At 59.5% G+C, this 24717-nt stretch carries 18 protein-coding genes and 3 pseudogenes; 10 read left to right on the plus strand and 11 right to left on the minus strand.

The window, feature by feature from the left end; genetic code table 11:
• Positions 1-125: 125 nt before the first annotated feature.
• Positions 126-1301, minus strand: coding sequence for an OpgC family protein (locus tag XH81_RS03490; protein ID WP_271595778.1), 1176 nt, complete (start codon positions 1299-1301; stop codon positions 126-128).
• 795 nt (positions 1302-2096) lie between these two features.
• Between XH81_RS03490 and XH81_RS03495 the strand changes: the two genes are divergently transcribed.
• Complete coding sequence (locus XH81_RS03495) at positions 2097-3065, plus strand: AraC family transcriptional regulator (protein WP_271595779.1); 969 nt, start codon at positions 2097-2099, stop codon at positions 3063-3065.
• 1030 nt (positions 3066-4095) lie between these two features.
• A pseudogene (locus XH81_RS03500) lies at positions 4096-5278 on the plus strand (IS30 family transposase); the annotation flags it as partial.
• A 14-nt stretch (positions 5279-5292) separates the two neighbouring features.
• Here the strand turns inward: XH81_RS03500 and XH81_RS03505 are convergent.
• The 5 genes and pseudogenes from XH81_RS03505 to XH81_RS03525 form a co-directional block, all read right to left on the minus strand.
• Positions 5293-5550 (minus strand): annotated as a pseudogene (locus XH81_RS03505) (transposase); the annotation flags it as partial.
• Between the two features lie 150 nt (positions 5551-5700).
• A complete protein-coding gene (locus tag XH81_RS03510) occupies positions 5701-6033 on the minus strand; it encodes a helix-turn-helix domain-containing protein (protein WP_271595780.1) in 333 nt (110 codons plus the stop codon).
• A gap of 1321 nt (positions 6034-7354) precedes the next feature.
• Complete coding sequence (locus tag XH81_RS03515; protein ID WP_271595781.1) at positions 7355-7549, minus strand: hypothetical protein; 195 nt, start codon at positions 7547-7549, stop codon at positions 7355-7357.
• A 1087-nt stretch (positions 7550-8636) separates the two neighbouring features.
• Positions 8637-9089, minus strand: a complete 453-nt coding sequence (locus tag XH81_RS03520; RefSeq protein ID WP_442868183.1) for a hypothetical protein — start codon at positions 9087-9089, stop codon at positions 8637-8639.
• 6 nt (positions 9090-9095) lie between these two features.
• Positions 9096-9317, minus strand: coding sequence for a hypothetical protein (locus tag XH81_RS03525; RefSeq protein ID WP_271595782.1), 222 nt, complete (start codon positions 9315-9317; stop codon positions 9096-9098).
• Between the two features lie 692 nt (positions 9318-10009).
• On the opposite strand from XH81_RS03525, the gene XH81_RS03530 reads away from it, so the two are divergent.
• The 4 genes from XH81_RS03530 (at position 10010) to XH81_RS03545 (ending at position 12540) form a co-directional block, all read left to right on the plus strand.
• A complete protein-coding gene (locus tag XH81_RS03530; protein ID WP_271595783.1) occupies positions 10010-10294 on the plus strand; it encodes a hypothetical protein in 285 nt (94 codons plus the stop codon).
• Entirely contained in the window at positions 10295-11977 is a 1683-nt protein-coding gene (locus XH81_RS03535; RefSeq protein ID WP_271595784.1) for a DNA polymerase/3'-5' exonuclease PolX, read from the plus strand.
• A complete protein-coding gene (locus XH81_RS03540; RefSeq protein WP_271595785.1) occupies positions 11977-12216 on the plus strand; it encodes a hypothetical protein in 240 nt (79 codons plus the stop codon). The genes XH81_RS03535 and XH81_RS03540 overlap by 1 nt, the downstream gene beginning before the upstream one ends.
• 72 nt (positions 12217-12288) lie before the next feature.
• Positions 12289-12540, plus strand: coding sequence for a hypothetical protein (locus XH81_RS03545; protein WP_271595988.1), 252 nt, complete (start codon positions 12289-12291; stop codon positions 12538-12540).
• A gap of 155 nt (positions 12541-12695) precedes the next feature.
• Here the strand turns inward: XH81_RS03545 and XH81_RS03550 are convergent, their stop codons facing one another.
• The 3 genes from XH81_RS03550 to XH81_RS03560 form a co-directional block, all read right to left on the minus strand.
• A complete protein-coding gene (locus XH81_RS03550) occupies positions 12696-13115 on the minus strand; it encodes a hypothetical protein (protein ID WP_271595786.1) in 420 nt (139 codons plus the stop codon).
• A gap of 14 nt (positions 13116-13129) precedes the next feature.
• Positions 13130-13330 carry a hypothetical protein gene (locus XH81_RS03555; protein WP_271595787.1) on the minus strand — a complete coding sequence of 67 codons (201 nt, stop codon included), beginning with the start codon at positions 13328-13330 and terminating at the stop codon, positions 13130-13132.
• Positions 13331-13924: 594 nt separating this feature from the next.
• A complete protein-coding gene (locus XH81_RS03560) occupies positions 13925-14470 on the minus strand; it encodes a TlpA disulfide reductase family protein (protein WP_271595788.1) in 546 nt (181 codons plus the stop codon).
• A 409-nt stretch (positions 14471-14879) separates the two neighbouring features.
• Between XH81_RS03560 and XH81_RS03565 the strand changes: the two are divergent.
• From XH81_RS03565 to XH81_RS03580, 4 genes and pseudogenes are all read left to right on the plus strand, one after another.
• Positions 14880-15143 (plus strand): annotated as a pseudogene (locus XH81_RS03565) (AsnC family transcriptional regulator); the annotation flags it as partial.
• A gap of 384 nt (positions 15144-15527) precedes the next feature.
• Positions 15528-16712 (plus strand): TlpA disulfide reductase family protein, encoded by a 1185-nt coding sequence (locus tag XH81_RS03570; protein WP_271595989.1) that lies wholly within the window; start codon positions 15528-15530, stop codon positions 16710-16712.
• Between the two features lie 746 nt (positions 16713-17458).
• Entirely contained in the window at positions 17459-18940 is a 1482-nt protein-coding gene (pdxR, locus tag XH81_RS03575) for a MocR-like pyridoxine biosynthesis transcription factor PdxR (RefSeq protein WP_271595789.1), read from the plus strand.
• 96 nt (positions 18941-19036) lie between these two features.
• A complete protein-coding gene (locus tag XH81_RS03580) occupies positions 19037-19666 on the plus strand; it encodes an FMN-binding negative transcriptional regulator (RefSeq protein ID WP_271595790.1) in 630 nt (209 codons plus the stop codon).
• 1842 nt (positions 19667-21508) lie between these two features.
• Here XH81_RS03580 and XH81_RS03585 read toward each other — a convergent pair.
• Both XH81_RS03585 and XH81_RS03590 read right to left on the minus strand, forming a co-directional pair.
• A complete protein-coding gene (locus tag XH81_RS03585; RefSeq protein ID WP_271595791.1) occupies positions 21509-21691 on the minus strand; it encodes a hypothetical protein in 183 nt (60 codons plus the stop codon).
• Between the two features lie 1219 nt (positions 21692-22910).
• Positions 22911-23216, minus strand: coding sequence for a hypothetical protein (locus tag XH81_RS03590; protein ID WP_271595792.1), 306 nt, complete (start codon positions 23214-23216; stop codon positions 22911-22913).
• Positions 23217-24717: the final 1501 nt, after the last annotated feature.

The following is a 24717-nucleotide window of genomic DNA, read 5'->3' on the forward strand; positions in this document are numbered from 1 at the left end:
AAAGGCGAAGAACTCAGGTTGAGCAAATCTGGTCCGCTCTGGCTCAACAAGACTTCCGACCCCGAGGCGCGACTTCGCAGATCGGCCAAGAGCTGCTCTCCGTCCTCCACCCGCGATCTACCAGTTTAGCGAACCGACGGAACTTTCCCGATCGACTGCGTCGCCGCTGACTTCCGGTCGCGCTGGATGCCGATCGCGTTCAGTAACCGCGCGACGCCGATCATCATCAGCACTCCGGCAACACTAACCACGATCTGCATCGCAAGCCCCTCCGAGAGGTCGAACAGTGCATGCTGGCTGGCGAGCGCCAGAAGGACACCGAGACAATAGATCGGCAGCGAATTCTCGCCACAGCACTTCGCGCAGCGCAGCACCGGCGTCGATAGCCCCTCCCAATCGCGCGAAATGAACCGTAACGCCACAATTGCAAAAGCCACAAAGTGCAGCAGCCGCATCGGACTGAGATTCGATTTATCCAGTGGAAATGACAGGTCCGTCAAACTTTGCGAGACCAGCGGCTCGATGCTCCAACTCCGCGCAAGCACCAGGCCGAACACTAGATAGAGAACGGCCAGAACAAGCGCCAAGCGCGACATCATCCAGGGCCGGAATTTCTCTCCCTCAATGACGCACCATGCGCCCAGCACGATCAGAAGCTGCCAAGCCAGCGGATTGAAGAACCAGACGCCGTTGGGCCAGGCGGACACTCTCCAACCAAAGATGTGCACGAGCGCGTAGAGCAACAAGGACATCCCAAGGGTGAGGTTCGGCGCTCGCAGCAGCAACCACAGCAGCGGCGCGAACAGCACGTGGAAAATCATGAAAACCGGTAGGACGTCAGTGTTGACAGGCCGGTATTGCAGGATTGCGGCGTGCGCAAGCGTCGCGCCCGGACGTTCGAGCAGAATTCGCGTATTGCTCCCGTCGGCGAGGTCATCGCTGCCCGCAAGGTAGACCAGGATGGCGCAGGCGAGTGTAAGCAGTAGAAACGCCGAATAGATGTCCCATCCCCGGCGCAGCGAGCGGCCGATCATGCCGCTCCAGCCCTCGCGCTCACGCGCCCTGCCGTAGGCCAGCGCACAGGTCACGCCCGAGAGGAACATGAAGATCTCGGCGGCATCGCAGAAACCGTAGTTGCGCGGTGTCAGCCAGCTTCCAATGTTATTAGGAACATGATCGAGAAAGATCCACCATAACGCGATCCCGCGGCAGACATCGATACGCAGATCACGGCCGTCCGCTCTGAACTCCGGCGGAGTTTCGCCGAACAATCGCGTCGAGGTTTGACTTCGATCGTCCATCTGTTGGCCCGCGCTCGCGCCTCATAGGGTCGATAACGCGCTCCAGCTATCCGATGAATGATGGAGGCTCCTTCGTCGCCCAGCTACTCCTCCGAGCGCCAGGGTCGGGAGGATCATCGTCCTCCCAAGGCGCTTCCAGGATTTTGTCGCCAATGCCCCGTATCAAAAGTTGTTTTCGCATTTCGGTGAGGCGGGCCCGGCAGTACTCGCGATAAAGCATGTTGAGTATGGTGGACATGATCGAACCTCTTCCTGATCACCACGATTGACGTCCCATGTGACAGATTTCGACCATTTCATCCGGCAGCTAAAAAGAAACAGTGCCGGGAAGTGATTTGGGTCCGACGAACCTTAAAGGTAATGCGGCGATCAAGGCTCGATAGGAGACCGGATCAGAGGACAGTGTTGTTCTGCAGAACTTCCGCTCGCGGGCCGATGAGGCCGATTAGTCGCGAGCAGTCCGATAAAGTTGAATCCGGTCTTGCAGCCAGGGATGTTCAAACTGGATCCGATGGCAGCAATTTGAAATAGAGTAGTTACAATCATCTCCTCTTAAAGGAGATATTTGCACGTGGCATTTGCAATCAATAATTGTCGTAATTTTCTGGCCGCCACGTGAGCCAGTTCACATCAGCATCAATCACAGGTGAATGAGACTAGCAGACAAATGAACTAGCTTCTTGGAATCCTGCGTACCTGAGGGGACGGTCGGTGCGCGAATTGCAAAATACGGATACCGGTAGCTGGCCTGCCGCAGCATTTTCGCCCAGTGACTTATCAAGGCTGGAGGTCCCCATGTCTACGGACGCAGCCAATTTCGTGTCGCATCGATTCTCGTCGCGTGAGCATCCGAAGCGAACGCGACTTCCACTATGGCGCGAGAGGTTTGTGCGGGGAATAGTTCACGTCGATATCGAACCTCTAACGAATGTTCCGTTTCAAGCCGACGCAACATTGCAAGCGCTCCGGGGTCTACGCACGCTCGCACTGAAAGGCTCTCCCATGTGCTTCAAGCGCTTGCGGGCGAGCGTTGCTGACGGCGACGACTCAATCGGCCTCATTGTCTGCTTACCCGGCAAAACTCGCTTGTCGCAGCGCGGCCGGGACATCGAGCTTTGCGCCGGCGACGCAACCTCGATTCTGCATTCGGAACCCGCTACCGTCACCTATATCGACGGAATGCTATTTGGTCTGGCGGTGCCCCGTGAGGCCCTTGCGCAGCGCGTGGCAGATATCGAGAGCCTCGCCATGCGGCCGATTCTGCAGAGAAATGAACCACTCCGCCTCCTCATGGCCTATCTGAAGTCAGCATTTAAGGAGGGGGCGCTGGCCGCCCCCAAGCTGCGTGATGCGATCGTAGCCCACACCTGTGATCTTGTTGCGCTCGCGGTCAGCAAGTGCGCTCCCTTGGGCGAGAGTGATGCGAGTGCGGTCGTGGCCGCGCGCCACAGCGCCGTACTCGACTACATCGCGGCACACTTTCAGAAGCCCGGGCTTAGCGTCGAGGAGGTCGCTCATCGCCAAGGCATTTCACCTCGCTATCTGCAGCGCCTGATGGCATTATCAGGATCATCGTTCACCGGGCACGTGAATGAGCTACGTCTCCAACTTGCGTTCAAACTGTTAACCGAGGCGCGCGCCAGCGCGCAGCTGATTTCCGACATCGCGCTGGAGGTAGGCTTTTCGGATGTTTCGCATTTCAATCGCCTGTTCCGAGCTCGCTTCGGCGATTCGCCGCGTGGGATTCGCAGGGATACCGGCTAGAGCCACGTGCCCCTGATCGGCGCGTCCGCGAGATCCTGTTAGCGAATGCCCGCATTGAGTCAAAGGCAGCGGTGGACGCCAAGTTAGATCGGCGTCCGGTTTGCCCCTGACAGCCGACATGACACGAATTCGCTTTAGGAACGACCAACCCGGCGGCCCATTGAAGATGAGGAACGTCAGTTCCGCGACGCGCTGGCGTGCCAGCACGTTAGTGCCGCAAGGGTACAGCCATGTACGACATGCAAACCCACCTAGAGAAACTCCTCGCGGAGGCGGAGGAGTGCGCGCTTATCAGCAGACGCCACGCAGCCGACCAATCGAAGAGGGAGTTGTTTGCTGATCTCTCCTCGCACCTATTGGGGCTCGCTACCAAGGTGGAACTCGCCACCGAAGAGCGCCAGGGGTCTAACAGGTAGTGTGCATGGGCGAACCTTGCCTGCGTCTTGCACTGACGCTCGGAGAGTATGTCTAATCGCGACAGGCGATCGGCAGTCAATGATCAGGTTCTTCGCTTAAATCCGGCCATGATCGCGCAAGCTTCCCTGCCACACCTTTCAACAGCGGTAACTACAGGGTCGCACCATCAAGATAGCCGATCCCGGCGAGTCGGCCCCTCTGCCCACGAACGCGCGGCGAGACAAGCAGTGCCGCGCTAGTTGCCGCAGTTCCTAACGGGCTACTCTGCTACGTCTCGGAGGGTGCGGACCTGCTCTGCGCGGCGGGCGAGCTCCTCATAGGTCTTAGCGACATTACGCAAGCTTTTCCTTGTCTCAGGATGCTCGCAGTTGTCTGCCTTCGCCCGAAACTCCTCCGCTCGCATCTCCCAGTAGTGAGGCGAGTGCATACGCTCGATACCCATGACGCCAAATTTCCTGAATTGGTCGTTCATGCTGATTAATGTACATTCAGTCCAAGTGTTCCGCGCTCCTACCCAGGGAACGGTTAGGTCGCTTCCTAAGCCTAGCGAGCAAAAGCGGTAGGAGCAGGATCGCGCCGGAGAGCCGGCCTGCGTCCGCTCCGGGTCTTGATTGTATCGCAACCTGTCGGAAGCAGATTGTTCCGAAAGGCAGGCGGCATGCCACCAGCGATGTTAGATCTTCGGGCAAGCCTCTCTCCGGGGCGCCACCTTTCATTGCCTGAACGTGAGGAAATCGCCCTTCTAAAGGTGCAAGGCCATTCTATACGGAAATCGGGCGCCGCTTGGGGCGGGATGCTTCGACGGTCTCCCGTGAACTGCGGCGGAACGTGGCAATCCGCGGCGGCGAGTTGGAGTATCGGGCAACAACTGCCCAATGGCGTGCAGACCGATCTGCCCGCCGGCCCAAGCCCGACCAAGCTTGCGATCAACGAGCCTTGCGCACTTATGTGGAGTGGAGACTTGCCGGCGGCGTTGTAGCTCCTGCCGTTCGGTGGAACGGCCGCCGGCATGGCCGGCGGAAGGATCGACGATGGGCCAAGGCATGGAGCCCTGAGCAGATTGCCCGACGCTTGCCGATCGACTTCCCGGACGACAAGACGATGCGCATCAGCCACGAAGCCATCTATCAGGCTCTCTTCGTTCAGGGCCGCGGCGCAATACGCGCCGAGCTGACGGCCTGCTTACGAAGCGGACGCGTGTCGAGCGTGCCCAGGGCGCGCGTACGCAGGCGGGGCAAGCGCTTTGTTTCACCGGAGATCCTGATCAGTGAACGCCCCGCTGAAGCGGCCGATCGAGCAGTGCCGGGACATCGGGAGGGGGACCTGATCCTCGGTCTCGGCAGCTCGGCGATCGTCACGTTGGTTGAGCGCATGACGCGCTTCACAATGCTATTGCAGCTTCCCCGGTTGGCGGGGCATGGCGAAGCTCCTCGCAAGAAGAACGGACCTGCGCTTGCGGGACACGGGCGGAAGCGGTGCGTGACGCAATCTCGCGCACAATCATCACCTTGCCCGAAGAACTACGTCGAACGCTGACTTGGGATCAAGGCGCCGAAATGGCTCAGCACGACCGCCTCAAGATCGACGCAGGCATCCAGGTCTACTTCTGCGACCCGCAAAGCCCTTGGCAGCGCGGCACTAACGAGAACACCAATGGGCTGCGCGCTTCCCGAAAGGCACAGACCTGAGCATCCACAGTGCCGACGAGATATTCGCTGTAGCAGCGGCCCTGAATGCCCGACCGACAAAGACGCTGGAGAACGCCGGCAGAAGCGCCTGACGAACTACTGTCATGAGTGCAAAACAATTGGTGTTGCGACGGCCGCTTGAATCCGCCTTGCACGCCGCGGTCGGAGTGATGAATCAGGCTGCCCGGTGCCGGTCCCCGACCCGCGATGGCTTTTTCCAGCGCGGCGATGGCAAGCGAAGCATCGAGTGTCTCTTCGAAGGCCCAGCCAACAGGCTTGCGCGAGAACGCGTCGAGAATGACGGCGAGATAGGCGAAGGTTTTGGCCAAATGCACATAGGTGATGTCCGCGACCCAGATCTGGTCGGGTGCGGACGGCACCAGGCCGCGGGACGACGAGAAAGCCCGATGGCCGCTCCGTGGGCGGCTTCAGGAACGGCGTCTTGCGCTGCGCCAGCAGGTTATCTTCGCGCATAAGTCGCTGAACTTTCTTGGCGTTTACGACCAGGCCTTGGCGTCTGAGGGTGGCTGTTACCCGTCACGAAAAAAATCGAGGTCCATCTGCTGGCGGCCCACCAGCCGCTCGAGTTCGGCGATGCGGGCATTGGCAAGCGCGAGGGCGGAGCGCTTGTCGTCGTATGTCGCTAGCGGCTTGAGCTTGCGGGGACCAGGTTTGGGTCCGGGCTTCCGGTTCAAACCGTCCGGCCCATCGGCGTTCCAGGCTTTGATCCAGTCATGAAGAATCTTGCGGGAGATCCCAAGCTCGCGGGCCACAGGAAAGGCGCCTTCGCCGCGCTCAAGCCGCTTGATCGCCTTCAATTTGTAAGCCGTCCGAAACTGACGCTTCTTTCCTCGTCCTGCCACAGGTCATCCTCGAAATGCCTGTCACTGTAATTATCGTGTCTCACTTCAGGGGTGCAGTCCAAAGTCTTGTCGAAGGCAGCTTCTCGTCGCCGGAGACGCTGCGGCTTGGTTGCCTAACTCTCGGTGAAGACCTTGGGCCCTTAAAGCGGGTGGCCGAGACGTCGAACCATGTATGATCTTAGCCTTGCCCTCTTGAAAGAGGTTGAGGACGTGTTCTTATCCGCGCGTGAGATTAATGGTGGAGATGCGGCGCGAGATCGCCATCATCGCTGCTGCTCCTTTCAGGGCGCAGGAGCGCGACTGGTCTCCCAGTGATCGATAGAAGCCGCGAGCCGGACATGATGTCAGTAGCTTCAGCCGTTAGACATCCAGTCAGCTAGGAGCGAGTGCCGTGGTGGCTTGAGAGCTTTACCGTGCTCCTGTGATCACGCGAAAGCGGGAAAGAGCCTGCTTGTCAGGCGGCACGGCAATCGGCTTAGCCTTGGTATCCCGCCGCGCAGTGCACTTGCAGTTTGGGCAGATGAAAAGGTGGGCGATCATCGGTTCGGGATTGTCTCGCACCAACTCAGATCGAAACCACCTCATGGAGAGGTGGCAATTCGGGCAACTTGGAACTTCGAAGTGCCCCAATGCGTCCTTCAGTCGATTCATGGTCGCCCCCCAGGTTGAAGGCAACCGTATCAGCAGCCATCCGATCACAAGCTATCAAATGATCGCCTAAACGGGACACCAAATTCAGCGGTCCCAGCGGGGCAGCTGGGCCATTAGCATGCTGCTATACCCCGGGGCTGGGAATGGGCATCAAAGTATAGCGACAACTGTTTGCCTGCCCCTTGTTCCCAAAAATGAGCCCGGGCAGAATGCCACGCCCAACGTACTCAGGCGAACAAGCCCTCAAGCGGCACGTGAGGTTGCAGAGCGGCCCATCAACTCGCCACGGGCGAAGGGCCACGCGGCATCTATGCCGCACGGCACTGCTTGCAAATGTCCAGCCTCACCGAATTCCGTCGCGAGCGGACGCTAGCAGATTCGCAATTTCGACCACAAAGTCAGCGGCCCGAGAGCCGGTAATTTTCCGGAGTCTCGACTTTCGTCTGCTTTGATAATCCTGGCAAACGATACCATCCATGATTCGAGAGCTTGACCATCAAGCAGAAGCTCTTGCCGCAATGAGAAAAGCGATCGCCGCGACTTGTCAAGCAGAGCGCGACCGATGGCTGCGGGTCGCACTGCATGGAAGGACTTGGCGCGCCTAGTCGATCGCAAGGCTGCGGCGCAATGAAGCTCACGGCAGCACGCCGCGCGAGATGGGAGCCGCGGATCAATCGGCAAAAACGAACGTCATATCCTGGAATTTCTGCAGCGGCAGATTCGTGATGCTTCGCTGCATCGTTTGGATATCCACGCTAGCGCTTGACGGGACCGCCCGTGCAAGATGAGGATCGAAGAAAGCAAGCTTTGCGGCGACACCGACCAGGAGAACTGCGACGAGGCTCAGAGTGGAATGTACACGCATGGTCGCTCCTCCTTTGCAACTGCAGTGGGGGCTCCATTCCCCTCCATTGCGGATCGTTGGAGTGTAGATAGCGTGCGTTTCAGGTTCTTTTCCTTCTGCCATGAAATGATTTCGTCGACCTGTACTTTCGGCTTCGCGGTCGCCGGGCTACGATCATGGGTTCCCGATTGGTTGAATGGCGCGTGCACGCCTAGTTCGTTCATGCGTCCGGCGTAAGCTCTGCTTGGCGACTGCGGGCAAGCAGGTCTCTTCCCAGGTTTGTCGAGGCCGCCCTTAAGAACCGTCGCGCGCGCCATCAAGGCGCGTTAGCGGCCTTCTAATGGGTTCGGCCATACCGCGACACCCACCTTGGAAATGGTGCCAGATCTCAGCTGTGGCCGCTAAACGTCGTCGCAGGTGTGAAGTACCGGGTGTGACTGTCCACATAGGATGGAAGAACTCGTTGCTCAGCTTGAGAAGATTCGCCAACATGAAGCTGAATGTGCTCGATTAGCGAGGGCGCCCAGGACAGGCAGTCCCGGGTTCTTTGCGAACGCCTTGCGGAACGGCTCGGCGAAATGCTGGAAGACATCGAGGCGACGATCACCGCGGGAACGAAATTGAGTGCCCGCTGGGAACGGTTGTTCGGATCCGATGCAATTCTGCACTGTCTGACAAAATTCGGCGACCTCGAACCCCGGTTCAATAAGACACCCCGGCGGGTTCAATGGGGGCGCCCCTAGGGAGCGCCACGACGCCGGGAGCCCCGACAATCAGCGTTCGGGTGCGCGCCAAACGCTTGCTACACGCTTCGCTACACGTTGTGCCGCTGAGTTGCTCTCTCTCCTCTGAATAGATCGGCGCACTTGCAAGCGGTCGCACAGACGGCATCGGCGCCTTTGCATGGTGTCCTTCCTTCTCTGGTGGTGATGGCAGGGAAGCCGGCCGGCGCAGATCTCTACCTGCAAAACCGCTTTGCGAGCATGATCGCCATGCCGCTGTGGCCGCGCTCGCGCGCCAGCTTCTCGGCCGCCGCGACGCTGCGGGACTCGCGCACCATGCTACCGGCCGCACAGAAGGCCGGCCGGTCGGCGACGCCGGTCTGCCTCTACCCGACACGTCCGAGCGGAATTCCCCCCTCGGGCGGACGAGTACCGGGTCGGCGCCAACGGATGGGCCCCGGGAAGCTATTGGCGATGCTCAAGACCCGTGCCTCATCCGTTTCAAGAGCTATTTTTTGGGCGAGCATGACATCGCCCAGGACCAAGCCCCCCACCGGAACGAAGCACCACCCTTTCCCGAGCCGCCCGTATTCGTCGATCTCGTTGACGTTGCCGGACGTTCCCAGCCGGATGCGGTACCGCTTTCCGGTATCGCACCCAACGACGTCGAAATATCCTTTCCTATCGAATTCGACCCTTTGCTGGGGCGAAAGCCAGGAATGCAGCAGTCGCAGCGCTCGAGCCTGGACCGTTTTCTCCTCCTTTGCTGCTTGATAAAGCCTACCAACAGCCAGGCTCCGAAGGGTCCACGGGCCGACGCGACCGAACCTCTTCTTCACTGGTGCTCACCCGCCGACGAGCCGCGGGAAAAATAATGTCTCTTCGGCAGTCGGATCGAACGTGGTGATCCTTGTTGCCTCACCTGGCCCCTTCCGTACCGCCGCGGTATAACCTTTGCTCGTAAATTGCAGAAAAAGCCTCTCCGCCTCTACCAAAGCTTCTGCATTGGAGTTGTCGAAGAAGTGCCGGCTATCGCCGCTGTGATCCATCACGATTTGCATTGCCATGCTGAGGTCTCCCGATTTGCACCTCACAAGCAATGTAGAATCCGAGCCCTCGTTCCTAATTGACCTAATCGCCAACGAGACACCTTCGGTCGCTCTGCATCATCAGCACGAAGACGGTCCAGTGGGTTTGTCTGACGTCCCTGACCGTCGCCTCAGCTTGGTCGAGGCTCGACCGAACATCGATTTACGGTCTCGGGCGGAGTAGTGCAGGGTTCTCAACCGATCGATTGCGTGCTGCCGTGCAGCTGTCATTGCCGCACCAATGTTAGCTTCGCCTGTCATTGGCCCGCTCTATCACCCGTCTACGACCCCTGCCGGAAGCTGATCGGCTGAGACTTTGTGTCGATTACAACAGGTTCGGTGGGATGGCGATCGACCGCCCTAGGTTCCTGTGATTTTCCCGGATTACGGTCAGCTAGTGAACACACAATCGAGCCCCACCGAAGAGCGGCCTTATGGCGCTCGGCGCGCGGCGCAAGCAAACGAGCAAACCGTCACGATTTAGGACGAATTGAGCGCGAGCCGTGGAGCCGGATGAGCAGAACAGCGAAATCGCTCGCCGAGATCGAGTATCGGGCAAACCCGGTGGAGCTGCGGCACCCGCCTTTCAAGGACTATCCCAGGACCTTTGATAGGGCGCGTGTGATAGCCTTGGCGGTAGAACTATCGGCGGGAACAGGCGTTTACCGATCATGTCAGACGCATTCGACTATTTCCGCGCCTACGCCGTCCGAGCTTTTTGCAAGGCCCGATCGATGCCGAAGGGCCGGATGAAGCACCTGCAGCTTGTGGTCGGCCGGATCTATAACCTTCTCAAGAAGGAGGCGGCTTATGGCCCGAACACGCAACACCTGGAAGACTTCCGGGCAGCGCAGAAGCTCGACAGATCTCTGGAGAGTCGGCCCAACGACGACATGGCCCCTCGAACTCGCTTTGCCGCAACGAGTCCTCATCGGGCCGGGCAGGAGGTTCGTTGAGTGACTTCCCTCGACGCTCGCACCGTAGCAGGACTCCTGCGAGAATATGCGCAGCGCACCGCGTTGCGTGGCGGCAACCCCTACCGTGCAAAAGCCTATTCTCGGGCCGCCGATAGCTTGGGCGCCCTTGTCGTCCCGCTGGACGCGGTCATCGCCGAAGATCGTCTCACGGAAATCCCGGGCGTCGGCGATGCTATCGCCGACATTATCACTAAACTTCACCAGACGGGCACTCATCCGAGCCTCGAAAAGCTGCGGAAGGAGATTCCTGAGGGGGTGCTCCAGATGCTTGCCGTTCCGGGTCTGCGTCCGGAGAAAGTGCTGCGCCTCTACAAGGATCTCGGCATCGGCTCGCTCGCCGAGCTGGAGGCTGCCGCCAAGGAGCACCGCATCAAGAAGGCTAAGGGGCTCGGAGCCGCGCTGCAGACCAAGATCCTGCAGAATCTGGCGATCGCCAAAAGTGGAGAAGGCCGCCTCCATCTGCACCGTGCCGCCGCTCTGCTTGCGCAGGCGAAGGATTCGATCCGAAAGGCCCATCCCGAGCTGAAGCGCGTGACGCTCGCAGGCGACTTCCGGCGCGGCTGCGAGCTCGTCCGCGAACTAACGATCGTTGCAGAAGCTCCCAAGGGCGGCAAGACATCGGAGCCTGCTCAGACCGATAGGCTGCGGATCCGTTTGTCCGACCGCAAACACTTCGGCGCCGCCCTTCTCTTCGCCACCGGCTCCGCCGCTCACATCGAGCAGCTCCAAGCGATAGCCGCTAAGAAGGGATTGCGGTTGGAGGCCGACGGTTTGCACAAGGGCCGCACGGTGGTTGCCGGCGACGAAGCCGACATCTACCACGCTCTCGGGCTGCCCTTCATCGATGCCGAGCTCCGGGAGGGGCGCAACGAGGTCGAGCTGGCTCTGAAGGGCAAGTTGCCGAAGCTCATCACCGACCAGGATCTGCGCGGAATCCTTCACTGCCACACCGATGCTTCTGACGGGACAGAGACCCTGGAGACGATGGCGAAGGCCACCCGCCAGCGCGGGTTCGAGTATTTCGGGGTCGCCGACCATTCGAAGTCCGCCCACTATGCCGGCGGTCTCTCCGTGGAGGAGATCGCGCAGCAGCACCGGGAAGCCGACCGGCTGAACAAGCGCTTCGGCAAGGATTTCCGGATCCTGAAAGGCATCGAGTCCGACATTCTGGCGGACGGGTCGCTCGACTATGACGACGAGGTGCTTGAACGCTTCGACTTCATCGTCGCCAGCATCCACGGCCGGTTCAAACTGGACCGCAAGGCACAGACGCAGCGCCTGCTTCGGGCGATCTCCCATCCCCACGCCACCATCATAGGCCACATGACCGGGCGACAACTGCAGCGCCGGCCTGGCTACGAAATCGATGTCGAGAAGGTGCTTCGGGCTTGCGCAAAGCATGACGTGGTCGTCGAGATCAACGCTCATCCGTGGCGGCTAGACCTGGATTGGCGCTGGCACCAGGCTGCGCTCGATTTCGGCTGCATGATGAGCATCAATCCGGACGCGCACTCGATTCCCGAGCTCGACCACATGCACTGGGGCGTCGAGATAGCCCGCAAGGGCGGTGTCCCTGCCGACCGGGTCCTGAACGCGATGACGCTTCCCGAGATCACGCGCTACCTCCGCCAGAAGCGCCGCTCGCTTGCTCGCGCCGCCTGATGTCGAATGGCGACGATCTCTCGATCGAGGGAAGGGTGGTGGCGGTCGCCGCCGATCGCGGGCACCACTTCAGCAAGCCGATCCAGGGCCGCATAGTCCTGGTGGAAGGCCACAGCGTCGAAGGCGACGCCCACCCCGGTGCGTTCGTCCGGCATCGCTATCTCGCCCGGCGCCGACGCCGGCTTCCCAACCTGCGGCAGCTCCACCTGATCCCATTCGAGCTCTTCGCATCTCTCTAGGAGGCTGGTTTCGAGGTGCGAGCCGGAGAGCTCGGCGAGAACATCACCACTGCGGGCCTGGACCTCGAACGGATGCCGCTCGGGACGCTGATCGAACTCGGGCCCACAGCCATCGTCGAGTTGACCGGCCTCCGCACGCCCTGTGTCCTGATCGACTGCTTCCGGGCGGGCATTAAGAGGCGCGTGCTCTCGTCGGCGGAAACGGGCCCTGCATTCAGATGTGAGGTGCTGGGCGTGGTGCGGGTGGGAGGGCGGTCGTGGCCGGCGATATCGTGCGGGGGCGCCTCCCGCCCACCTAGTTTCAGGCCCTACCGAGGCCTGTAAGAGCCCGGTGCACACTCGGCCGCCTGATGACCGAATCGAAAAGCGGTCGGTAGATCGGGCCTGCATGGCCTCAAACAAGGTAACGGCGGTGGGGAGGCAATCGACAGTCCGGGACTATTAAGCCGCCGAGCTCCGCTGGCGGCTTTTTTCTTTGACTAGGAGGCGTTCGCCCTGGCTCGTTCGCGGGCCTCGCGGCGGCGTTCACGGCGTTCGCGCCGCAGCTTCGCACGGTCGGCGAGCTGCGGCAGCGGAGGAACCGCCGCTATTTCGGCTACCGGCGGGGTCGTCTCGCTGGCCGCCGCCGCTTGGATTGGCTCCGGCATCGGTCGGGCTTCCATAAATTCAAGCACTTCCCGTCCTTTGGAAGTCAGCCTCCAACCACCCCTTGTGCGTTCGACGAGCCCTTGTGACCAGATGTTAAGATCCGGCACCCGCGCCGCGAGGCGTCTAGTCCGGTCCGCCCAATCGCGTCCGCTGGTCGCCAGGATGGCCATGTCCCTCTTGAGGTCCTCCATCACGGCAAACCCATCCGGATATGCCACCAGGATCTTGAGGACCGTGACTTGGAAGTTCACGTCCGCCCTCCCGATCAACGCCGCATCGTGGGCGCATGCGAAAGGGCATGTTGCCCAATCTGCCTAAGCCTCTCGCGAGAGACTTCGCCCCTGGTCGCAGTTTCCAGGATCTTCGAAGCAACGTGCGTACGTGCGCCGATCTGTCGGCCTAAGACGCTTTCGCACACTTCATCAAGGACCGCGCGCAAAAGCGCGATGGTTGCCGTATCGAACATGAGGTGCCCCCAGAAGGGAAAATCCAATCTTAGCCCGGTTTTGCCGGCGTGTGGATTCGGGCATGTTAGCCTTTGTGGAAAATACGATCGAACTAGAAACGGGTGCAAGATTACGGGTGCCGATGCCCCGCCCGCAAACCTATTGGGTTCGAAGCCGCGTTCGCGCAAAACAACGCGCGGTAACGATTCACGACAACCCACTCTCACTGTAATTATCGTGTCTCACTGCAGGGGTGCAGTCCAGTCGTGGGGACAGCTAGCGTTAGGCGCCACCGCTGAATGAACCACTTTTTTGTAGGCCCTCTTGATGACTCGCACAGGCATACTTTGTCGCCAATGGGACCGCACACCGTTTAGCTAAAGGTGCCGAAGGCACTCGTCCCGCCCCTTCCATCCACAGCCCACAGTATTTGTCGATCGCGCCGCGAACAAATTGACTCGCAGCTGGAAACCGGTCCGTTCGAAGCAACGGATCCGCATGGAGGAGACGGACGCTGAGCTCATCCGGCCTTAGAGCGACGCCTCTTCGAGGGCAGAACGCGGCTTCGCCCAATCTCTCCATCGCTAGCCTAAGTTTGACGAAAAGCGGCTCAGTCAGGCTTCTTGCTCCATTTCGCGCATTATACGCTCGTTTTCGGCAATCCGCTCTGTTTCGACGGCTTTAGCTTCATCGCTGGTCCACCAGCTGCCGGTCAGAATTTTCGGCAAAACGTCATCGAGCTGTGTCGGAAAACCGACAAAGGCGATGCGGCCGTCACGGTCGACCACGAACGAGGTGGGAATCCCGACAGACAAGCTGGCATCTAGCCAGAGCTTTTCCATTTCGCCTGTGTAGTCGAATCCGATCCGGTAATTGAGATTCGGTACCTTTTCAGTCAACCAAGCGTCCAACTTGTCTCGGGCCTCGTCCGCTGTTTGAGCGCGTTCAAGAGCCGCGAGTCCGAGGACCTCAATGCCGCTGTTTTTGTATTTCTCTTGCAACTGCACCAGTTCCGGGACCACCGCGACACACGGCCCGCACCAAGTTGCCCAAAATTCGACGATGTACACCTTCCCAGGCTGGAAGCTCGAGAGGGGCCCGCCACGCAGCCAGTTCTCCACTTGTATCGGAGGAGCTGGTGATTCTAATCCGAGCACCATGTTACTCTCCAAAACTTAGTGCCCGACCTTGGGCGACTTTTTGTCTAGCTGATCTCTGATCGCAGGCGCGACCGGCTTGCCTCATGGCGGGTTCCCAGTGAGATCCGCGGCGAATGTCGGTGCCGCCGCTAAGCGCGAGGACGATCCAAGTCACAAGCAGGAAGGTTTTCCCTCATGAGGGGTTACATCCGTTCAAGGAAGCAGAGCTTCGGGCGGTGCGCATCTGTTTGCACCAGCACTCGTTCGCTATTGCCGCACTCCAGTAGCAAGGTCTGTTAGCAAGGTCTGTGCCATGTCGTCTGCGTGCATTGTCCTGAACCTATTTACGGCGCACTTTCCTGAGGTTTGGACGATTTCCTGCATCGCACAGGAATTTCACGGCGGGATTCACCTCAGGCGGGAGCTGATCATGCGATATGATCGAGTAGACGCCACATCCTCGAGATTGTGCGAAAGAACAACCGCCTAACTTCCGAGGTGCTCGGCGAAATGGCCGGGCTTTCTGCTACCGCCCTGTCAACGACGACTGAAGAGGCTCCGCTCTGGGGGCACCATCGAAGCCGACGTCTCAATCGTCTCGCCGAAGGCGGTGGGAAGACCTATTCAAATGCTTGTGCTGGTCACTCTGGAGCGGCAGCGCGCCTCAATTGCGAAATCGATCCTATCGGCCATTGCTACATGATGCGTTAGGGCGGCGGCAGTCCTAGACACGAGATCTTGCCGGATCGGCTCGCATGACCAAGCGCTCACCCCGCTTGGATTCCGTGTCCAACGTCTGACACGGGACAAATCCGTCAGGTTCAAAACACCGGCTGCGTTTGGGGCGCCTTGGAGTTTTTAAAGCGTAGTCAGGCGCTTGATGGGCGCTGACCGAGATGGCACGCTTGTTGCTATTTGGATGCAGAAACACCGAGTGAGGGGCGAGCGCACATCAGATGCGCAAAACGAGTGATGCTCTCCTTCTCTTGAAGGTGTGCTCCGTTTCTGAGAGAGACAGTAGCGCACAAAGTCGCGCAACGAGTGGCAATAGTTTTGGAGAACAATTTTGGAGAACAACATGGTGCTGCGCATGGAGTCCCCAGCTCCTCCGATCAAGGTGGAGAATTGGCTGCGCGGCGAGCCCCTCACAAGCTTCCAGCCCGGGAAGGTGTACATCGTCGAATTTTGGGCAACTTGGTGCGGGCCATGTACGGCAGTGATGCCTCATCTAGTACAGCTGCAAGAGAAATACAAAGACAGCGGACTTGAGCTGCTCGGCGTCGCAGCTTACGAACAAGCTCCAACGGCGGACGAGGCCCGAACAAGCTTGGACGCGTGGTTGACCGACAAGTTCTCGAACCTGAACTTTCGGATCGGGTTCGACTCCACAGGCGAAATGAACAAGCTTTGGATGGATCCCAGCTTTTCTGTCGGGATTCCCACCTCTTTCGTTGTCGACCGTGACGGCCGCATCGCCTTTGTCGGTTTTCCGACACAGCTCGATGACGTCTTGCCGAAAATTCTTAACGGCAGCTGGCGCACCAGCGATGAAGCTAAAGCCGCCGATACAGAGCGGATCGACAGCGGACGACGCGAAATGCGCGAAATGAAGCGCAAGCGGGCGCTGACTGAGCCTATACTCGCCAAGCTTCAGCCGGCGATGGAGGCGGAGGATTGGGCAAAGGCGCTTTCGACGGTTGAAGAGGCCGTCGCGGTGATGCCGGACGATCTCCGCTTCCGCGCGCTCCATGCGGAACTGTTGCTTCACAAACTGCGCAACTTGCAGACCGGCTTGCCGGTTTTGAGGCAATTCGCTCGCGACGCGATCGACAAAAACGATGAGCAGTGGATGGAGTGGGCGCTGCGCCAACTCTTTGATCCGGCGAATGACAACTCCCACTTCCCGTCTGCCGAGCGCCTCGCGATGGGCAAAGAGTTGTCCGAACACATTCTTGCGCTGAATCCTCTGCAAGGGGACGGTGGCTTTAAGTACCTGTCCTATGGGACGGTCGCTCAGTATTATTATGAGAGCGGCAACAAGGATCGCGCGATCGAATTGGTCGAGGTGGCGTTGAACTCGCTGGGCGGTCCTGAGCCTATCCCCGACGAACTGAAACAGCACGTCATGTCGCCGTTGGTCGAAGCGCTGGCCAACTACAAGGGTGAGGAGGCTTGCTATGGGACTGTTTGTGCAACTCCGCAAGACGGGTTTCCGACAGCGTCAAAGCGCAGGCGACGGAGAAAACAACAAAAAGAAGGGTGATCGTCGGAATTGCTCGCTGGCGATCATCCATTTCTCTGTCGGCGAGTGGCAACTAAATCTGACGGTCTGACGGTGTACACGAACATGCCAAACGACTCCTCCGCAGTTATTGAGAGCGGCGCGGGCGGTGCAGTCTCATGGGCCGCGATCGCGCTCGTCATCCCGCAAACCCGCTTTCACACCGTACGTGCTCTTTGGAGAAAAAGAAGGAAGGGGACGCGGTCCTGAAGCTCGCAGGCCTGACATCGTTATCGGGTAACAGTCTGGGTAACTTTGCGGGACCGAACTGAGATTAGCACGACTGTTCAGGGCATTAGGGTGCTGGTTCGACGCTGGCCAGGGGCACCAACGAGGCTGTTAGAGCCCGTTCCAAAGCGCCCGCAACCGTCTGCGCAGTACTTCGGAACCCCTTGTAGGCTCGTTCTGGCGCTTGGCTATCGCGGCGGCTGAGGTCGGCTCGATTCCCGTTCGCTTGCGAGCGGTTCCGCACCCCGCGGCCGGCGCCGGTTCGGAAAATGTCCGAGCGTACCGAGGCGCGTGTCGCGGTATCTCATTTTGCTGCCCAGGCTCTTTGCAATTCAGTCGACGATAGACTTCATCGAAACCGGGGCACGCCGGAATACAGACGGTCAGGAGTTCGCGGAGCTTTTTTGAGATTGCGCGGCCACCTCGATTGAACCAGCTTGGTTTTGGCGCCGAACGGGCGCAGACTGGTCTAGCCAGTAGCGTTCTTTGGTTAGGTTCATATGGTCCAGATTAAGGTGCCGTCACACCGCGTCGGGCAGATGGGAGCGCGTCGGATCTATGAAGTGCTCAGGGATCAGATCCTGGGGCGCGTATACGGCTCGAATGGCTCGCTGCCCTCGTCCCGCGCTCTTGCCCAAGAGCTGGGAGTATCGCGCGGTACGGTGACGGTCGCATACGAACAATTGGCGGCTGAGGGATTCATCGAGACCCGCCATGGCGCCCGCCCACGGGTCGCAAAGGCTCTCGTCGAGACTGGGCGCACAGGCACGAAAGCACGGTCGTCTACACGCAAGGCACGAGTCTCGCGGTATGGTGAACGTTTGCGACAGGTCGTCGCACGCTCAAACGAGCAACCTCGCAATCTCGTTGCCGACTTTCGCTATGGTGATCTCTCACCTTTGGACTTTCCCGTACTAGCATGGAAGAGAGCCGTAACCGCTGCGATCACGCAGCGACCCCGAACATTGACTTACGATGATCCACGTGGCTCGCTGCGCCTGCGGACGGCACTACAAGGCTATCTCTGGCGTTCGCGGACTGTACGATGCGAGATTGATCAGATCATCGTCGTCAACGGTTCGCAGCAAGGGCTCGATTTGTGTGCTCGGCTGCTGCTTAACGCTGGCGATCGGTTCGTCATGGAAGATCCCGGCTACCCTATGGCGCGGCACATCCTCTCGGCGACCGGAGCTATTGCGGTGCCAATTCCGGTCGACGCTAACGGACTAGACACGGCGAGGCTTGCAATGGCCGAAGCTCGTCTCGCCTACGTAACGCCCTCCCACCAATTTCCACTTGGCGGTGTCATGCCGATCGGGCGGCGGCATCAGTTGCTCGCCTGGACCAAGAAGGTTGGAGCCTACGTGATCGAAGACGACTACGATAGCGAGTACCGGTACGACACGAAACCTGTGCTCCCGCTGCACGCTCTCGAAGAAAGCGAGCACGTCATCTATCTTGGGACCGTCTCCAAGACACTCTCGCCTACCTTGAGGATCGGCTATGTCGTGGTGCCTCCTGAACTGCAGTTCGCGTTCAGCGCCGGCAAGCAGATCATGGACCGGCACACATCTCTCATCGAGCAAGAGGCACTAGCGACGATGCTCGATGCGGGCACCTACGACAGCCATGTCAGGCGCATGCGGCGGCGCAACGACGACCGCCGGCGAGCCCTGATCGAGGCATTGCGGCGGAGATTTGGCGACCGAGTCCGAATCGAAGGTGACGCTGCCGGCTTGCATCTGGTCGTTTGGTTCGACGATCTGCCCAAGAAGTCCGAAGCAGCATTGATCGAAGCAGCCCGCTCAAAGGGGGTTGGCATCTACCCCATCTCGCCCCTGTACGATCAACGTCAGCCGGACCGCCGGCGCGGACCAAACCTCGTCGGGCTCATCTTAGGTTATGCCGCGCTGGAGGCTCATCAGATTGAGCGTGGCTGCCAGCTCCTGGCGCAAGCGAGGGACCAGTTTCGTTCACGGTGATAAACGCGAAACAACTGGACTAGCGAAATCGTGACGAAGTGGTCTTTCTAAACTACCAGGCCTGGGCTATTCCGGAGCGGAGAACGGAGAAGCGCTATGTACGTGCCCCCCGCCTTCCGGGATGATGACATCGAGAACATCCGAGCGACCATCAGCTCCGCACGCTTGGCGAACCTAATCACAGCCACGGCAGAAGGGCCGCTCGCAACACCACTGCCGCTATTCCTCGACGTGATGGAAGGCGAACGGGGAGTCCTGTACGGCCACCTCGCCAAGGCCAATCCGCAATGGCGCGCGGCTCCGATCGGCGAAGCGCTGGCCATTTTCATGGGTCCGGAAGCTTACGTGACCCCCTCATGGTACGCCACCAAGCAGGAAACCGAAAAGGTAGTGCCGACGTGGAACTACATCTCCGTCCATGCTTACGGTCCGGTCGAGTTCTTCGAAGATAACGAACGTCTGCTTGATGTAGTTACCCGATTGACGAACATCCATGAGGGCTCAAGGGTGACACCTTGGTCTGTCAGCGACGCGCCGGCAGACTTCATCGGCGCCCAGCTGCGTGGGATTGTCGGCATCCGCATTCCTGTCACCAAGTTCGAAGGCAAGCGCAAGATGAGCCAGAACCGTCCTCTTGCCGACCGTATCGGTGTCGTCACCGGCCTTGCTGCGAGCCAAGAACCGCGCGATCAGGAAGTCAGCATTCTGGTCCCAACGCTGGCCTGAGCCAGGACGCTTCAGACCGCAACGCCAGCCCAAGCCGCGTTCGGCTACCAGTTCTTCATTTTTCGGCAGCGGCGATGCTCGTGGCCGTCACGCCGGGACCGGGCATCTTCTATATCGTCGCGCGAACGCTTGCTGGCTGCAGGGGCGAAGGTTTGGCGTCGAGCGTCGGTCTAGGGTCTCGGTGGGCTTGTTCACGTACTGGCTGGTGCCGCCTGCCTCACCGCCCCCGTCATGGCGAGCGCGAACGAGTCAAACGGCCTGGTCTTATAATGCCAGCAATTACACCTACACCCCCAAGGCGCCATCGGTGGCACGTCATCCTATGGCAGCGTACCCAGCTTCACCAAGCTCGCCATCGGCGCGACCGTGACAGGTGGGATTCCTCTCAATCGTTGGGATCGCCGTATCTAGTAGATGCCAATGCGACGCTACACTGATGGACTCTACCCGTTGAAGATCTCCGCCAACTTAGGTGCGCGTTGACGAACGGACCGGCCTGCCTACAGGGAAAGAGTTCTCCAGCGACTTTGCGGTACCGCGGAGCCTTCCGATCGCCGCGTCAAGCTCTTCGATCAGATCTTGCCGGTTGTCTTCTTTTCCCGCGTTCATAGTCATCAATTGAGCGCTGAGCTCCTCGCAATGCCTGGACGGCGACCTGGGGCCTGCTTCTGAAGGTCCTGGGAGTTGTCTTAAGCTCGAGCCGCGTGCTGCGACGTCGTGTTGAGCCAAGTAGGCGACGGCCTGCACCAGCGGGATAAAGCCCCCAGCCGCAGGGGCTGCTTGTGGCTAGGACCAGTCTACTCGCATCCATCGCTGGCGGATGCTCCCTCTCTAAAATCGGCGGCACGCCTTCTTCGATTTAGCTTTCCGCTCGGATCGGCGGCCTTCCTCAATCGCGCACGTGGTGGTGCTCGCAGCCGGTGGATGGTACCGCCTCCGATCTCGCAACCGCAGTTGACTTCAACAACGTCGAAGCAGCAGTTAGCCGGCGGGGTTTTGACAGCAAACCTGCCACATGCTCCTCGTCGCCGACGGCGCTAACGACATTCAGTTAAAGAGCCGCCCAGCATCGGGATGATGCTTCGCGGGGAGCACCCGCGTTGAGGCGCTAACCCAAGACCAGAGACAGATCTGAACCAACGCCCCGGATTGAGCAACAAATATTTTGAACCTGTAATAAACTCCGCGTTTTGCAAGCTCACGTCGATATTTGGAGAGCGCTCGGCCCGAAGCTCTCAAATGAAAGCTGATACGCCACGATGCGGAACTTAGTTCGGGGCTGCTCAGCTGCCAGGCCGCCCGAGTGGAGTTGCTCATGAGTACTGAGCGAAATCCCGACCCTGTGATCCTGTTGTTCGCGATGGCCGTGATATTCGCCGCCTTCGCGGCATTCGTCACGACGTTTGAGCGGGTTGGGAGCACCACAGCTGGTGGCGAGGCTCCCTCCATGACCACGGGGCTGGGCAAGCCTCGGCCGCCTCTTGAGCGGGCGCCCGGCCAATCAGAAAGGAAGTAAGCACCCCACCTGAACCGACAAAAAGTGTCCATCCTTGTGCTGCGGCGTCAGGCCCGAAACCTGGCCCAAGTCGACCGACTTTCGAACGAAGCTGACCCGAAACCAAAGCGAAAGTGACCCGCAACGAAACCCCTCTGGTGTCAATGGGTCCTTCCAACTATACCCTGCTTTTTTTAGCTTGTATGATCCTACCTCCGGTTGCATACTCTTCCCGCTTTCGCCCGATATTGTTTCAATAGTCATTGTTCGAGGCAGTAATGAGTAATCGAGGTCAGGTTTACAACTATTCGGCTATTCTGCGTCAACGGGTCGAGGGGCTTATCGCACTATTTGGGGAACTGCAGGCGCTCCGGCGACGCCTGCGAGCCGCTAACGCGAGAAGGATTGGTCGGCGTATCCAGAACGCCGCGCGGAGAAGAAGAGTTGTTCGGCGGTAACAGCTCCCGTTCAATGCAACGATCGCCCGTCCCCGCTTCGAATTTGATACGAAGCCGGGTCACGTCCTTCACGAGCAGCTGCCGTCTGCAGCCATTAGCCGGAATACCGAAGCATTGTAGCAACAGCAACGGCTTCTGCGTCCGCCAATCCTCTTGCGGAATCTCAATCCTCTTGCGGGACCTCTTCAATTCTGCTGCACGCCAACCTGCACCGACCTCTCCGATGCAAGCGGAATAGGTGGGACCCGGGCAACTCGCCCCCGCTCCCGCGGCCAGCATTGGGCCTATCGGTGGAGAGGCACCGCAAGTGCCGGTTCCTAACCGAGGGTACCGCGAAGGTGATAAAGACCGTACGGCGGCGCATGGCCAAAGATAGCACCGCCATCTTAAACGAGAGCGGGACCGCGCGGCCCAGGAGAGCCGAATCCTTGATGCGGGCGCGGAGTTGCTGCGCTCCGCACCGGCCGCGCCTTCTCAGCCGCCTCACGGCGAGGATAAGGTAGCTGATGCTACGTCCGATCTTGTTCCGGACACCGCTGTCATGTCGGCGGCCCCTTCTCTGCGCAGGCCCATCGGCCCACGCCGAGCCAAGTCGATGTTGAGCAACTTCTCGCGGCCGCGCCGGCAAACGATGTGACGACTTCGTACGAACCTCCGAGCATGCCGATCGGATTACGCTCGCGGAGGCTGATAACGAGGCGGCGAGCCGGACGGTAACTTGGCTTGGCGTACTGCTAATGATGCTGGGGATGCTCTCCATCTTAAGCTTGAGCCGCTCGCTTCGCCACGCGGTGAGATTGCGATGCTGAAGCGCGCTACACTGGGCAGGATACCTGACGCGCCGTGTGACGGAAACAGTCCAGGCGACGGTATAGCCAAGTGGCCACACGTCAAGGTTCCGCGCGTCTGCGCTTACTTTAGGCGCTGCTTTACACCAACATTCGACTAGGATGACAGGCTCCTTTGGGATGGGACTGTCATCATGCGGTACAGAGTGCTCGTGGTGGACATCAGCAGGCGAGTGATATGCGCCGCGAAGCTCGACTGCGTCGACGAGGAGGCTGCGAGATGTCGGGCCGAGCAAATGTATGGCGAGCACGACGTTGAGCTTTGGGAAGGGGATCGGCTCGTTGCCGTTTTCCCAAGTACAACGCCGACTGAAGATCGAAGCGACCGCTTGTCCTGATTAGAGGGTCCGCCACGCCGCCGAGTTTAGGTGTGTACTCATTGCGCGGCCGAACGATGACGCCCGATTACCCAAAAAACCGTCCAATCAATCTCGTAATTGCGGTTAATGGACGTCTCGGTCCAACTCTCGCAACAATCGATGCAGGAAGTCGCTGGCGTGGTTGTATTGTGCGCCACCGTCCAGGATCTGATGAGCCAGTGGTGACATTATGTTGCCAACGGCCTCAGGGCCAATCAGTTCGGTCCGTGACGACCACAACTCCAGCAGCCCGTCCGGGATGTGGTCGCTCGATCCAAATAGCTGCAGGAGCCGGGCTTCCGCGACACCGTTGTGATCATGGTGGGCCTTGGCCGCATAAAAGGCGAACAAGCCACGAAAGGCGTCACGGGAAACGGAAGGCTTAGCCATCGCAATGTCCCCCACAGAATCCTTCAAATGAATTTGCTTAATTGGAGCTGAACGGAAGCTATTCCTTCGAAATCCTCACACGAAGAAGATTCTACAACGGATCGGGAAAAAGCGGCAAGCCCTTAGTCCATGTTAGATACGACGTATTGAAACCAGGCTTTGTTCGTCTTGTAGAAAAGTTACCGTTGTTAGCGTGCGGTTCACACTGAACAAAACGTCTGCTTTCATGGGACGGTGCTCTCGGCGGCTCCGCCGCGGTGTGCCGCTCAGCCGTCCGAAGCCCGTCGTCCCTAGCCCGTTCCCGCTTTCCGCCGGAATGGCGCCCCTAGACGACCATGACCATTCCACCGAGCGCATAAGACATCACGAAGGGAGGCCGACTCCAGCGCAGTCAGGTCCCGCAATGCGAGGCAATGGTCTGAGGAAGCCAGAGAAGAGCGTTCCAGAACTTTCGCAGACCAGGAAGAACAAGAATGCAGAAATCAGCAGCGCTTTGCTGCAAACGAGGCGAGACCATAGATTGGGCCTGCGCGACTGCTCTTCGCCAGCAGCTCGCCAAGATGCGCTTCGCTTCGGGTCGAGGGCTTCGGAGAATGCGTTGCCGTCGCCAGTCAGGTCCATCATCTCCAGGTCGGTGGTGGTAAGTACTGGAGACCAACCTTACGCCCCGCGCGAGACTCCAGCAATACTCAGGCTCATGGATCCTGGTCCCGGTCGGCCGATATACGCCGTGCAGCTTAACCGCTTACTTCACGCCGTCGACGATCCAGTTTCAGCCTTCCCGTTTTCTTTTTCCGCGGAATCGCGATAGCTTGCTCGCTCAGCCGTGGTGTCGGAATTGTCTCGCCCGTCGATCGTCTTTCCGGAGCGGGCTTGCTGTCGAGCTGGAGCACCAGGGCTTGTTCGTGCGGCTGTAGCGTGAGCTGGTGCGTTCCTTGATTGGGAGGCGCAGCACTTCCCATGCGGAGGTGATGACGCCAGAGCGCGATGTTCCGCGGCCCCCGCTTCAAGCCCGCAGCTTTCCGGGAGGCGTTCGAGCGGTCGATGAGGGCTACGCAGGTTATGGCCAACACCGACGAGCCGGGATCATCTGTGAGGCTCGCGTCGTAAGAACCTGGCCAGCGGAGAGCGAGTTGAGGCCCGTCCATGAGAAGCGCAAACACGAGATTGGGCCCGAAGGATCGGATCAGCGACCGCGCATGGGCGACCCGAGCCAAGTCTTCACAGATCAGCTGTCAAAGCGGACCGGTTGCGGAAAACGTCCATGGGATGATGCGATGGTCGATCTCCGGATATTCCCACCACACGCATTTCGTGGACAGCTCGTCTTGTAAGCCGTAGGATTCGATCTGCTGGCCTCGAGCTGCCAACGATGATGCTTTCACCTGGAATGAGTTGCCGCAACTCTCTCGCCGAAGCTGTTGGCATAGAGAGTCGAGACCGCAACGAGTTCCGAGAAGGCCGTTACAGTCCCTCGACGCACCGGAGATCACGAACTCAA

Origin of the sequence: Bradyrhizobium sp. CCBAU 25360 (assembly GCF_028128695.1) — a bacterium.
GTDB lineage: Bacteria > Pseudomonadota > Alphaproteobacteria > Rhizobiales > Xanthobacteraceae > Bradyrhizobium > Bradyrhizobium ottawaense.